We start from the raw sequence: 1,243 nt of genomic DNA, 5'->3' as shown, positions 1-1,243 counted from the left end.
AAAACAAATTGATTTGTTCCTCCGTCAGTGCCGGATTTTTAGCAAAACCTGTCGACACCAGCAAGGCAAGCGGCCAAAGCAAAACCGGCATACAGAAAACGGCAAGTCCCCAAGCGAATCCGCTAAATTTTGTTGGCATAGATGAATGTTTCATAATTTAAGGTTTATGGGTAAAGATCAAGTAGGGAATATAGCAAATGTTGTTAGCGTTGGGTAGCTATTCTTTGCTTTCGGCGGCTTGAAGTGGTACAGTATCGCCAGTTTTTTCTATCCGGTAGGATACCGTATTGAAATATGATCTCAATCGGGCAAGAAAATTTGTGGAGACCCTTGATAAACGCCGTTTGGAACGTGCGTTATTGGGTTCCGGTGACGGGTTACAACACGTATTGTCTTTGCTCCCTTTATTGCTTCAATTAAATCACCCGCATTTACCCGGTTATGTTGTGCAATCTCCCTGTGGTATTGCCGGGTTTCATTTGTCTGATTATCAGCAACGATTCCTTTTAACCGAATACCCGGCATTTTACGAACAAATTAAACGCCAAATTTATTGCGCCGACCCGCCTATTTTAGGACTGTATGTGATGGGGAGTTTCGGTTCTATTACTCAGACAAGCCATTCCGATTTGGATACTTGGATTTGTCATCCTGACGATTTAACGGAGGACGAACGGGATTTACTTACACAAAAAACGCAAAAAATTAAAGAATGGGCGATGCAGTTTGAGGTAGAAATTAACTTTTATTTGATGGATCAACAACGTTTTCGCCCAAATCACAACACGGCTCTCCTCACTAATGAAAATAGCGGATCGACACAGTATATGTTGTTGCTTGATGAGTTTTATCGTTCCGCTGTACGCTTGGCGGGCAAACCTTTGCTATGGTTGCATTTGTGGGTCGATGATGAAGCAGAGTATGAAAACGAGGTAGAAAAGCGTATTCGGGAAGGCACCTTGGATCCACAAGATTGGGTGGATTTTGGCGGGTTGGGGCAATTTTCCGCAAAAGAATATTTTGGTGCAAGCCTATGGCAGTTATACAAAGGGATTGACTCGCCTTATAAATCAGTGCTGAAAATTTTGCTGTTAGAAGCCTACTCCAAGGAATATCCCAACACCCGTTTGATTGCCCGACAATTTAAAGAAGATCTCTTCTCGGGTAATACTACACCGTCGCACCATTTTGATCCCTACATTGCTATTCTTGCCAAAGTAACGGATTATTTGACCGCACTTTC

At 42.7% G+C, this 1,243-nt stretch carries 2 protein-coding genes; one reads left to right on the top strand and one right to left on the bottom strand.

What is annotated here, in order from left to right; all coding sequences use genetic code 11:
* On the bottom strand, positions 1 to 154 hold a 154-nt coding region (locus BKK52_RS13600; RefSeq protein ID WP_167367930.1), incomplete at its 3' end, for a DUF5389 family protein.
* Positions 155 to 287: 133 nt separating this feature from the next.
* On the opposite strand from BKK52_RS13600, the gene BKK52_RS13145 reads away from it, so the two are divergent.
* Positions 288 to 1,243 (top strand): class I adenylate cyclase (locus tag BKK52_RS13145; RefSeq protein WP_208606177.1); only part of this gene is annotated, 956 nt, incomplete at its 3' end.

Source organism: Rodentibacter trehalosifermentans (assembly GCF_002000545.1).
Lineage (GTDB): Bacteria > Pseudomonadota > Gammaproteobacteria > Enterobacterales > Pasteurellaceae > Rodentibacter > Rodentibacter trehalosifermentans.
This window is presented reverse-complemented; position numbering and strand designations above follow the sequence as displayed.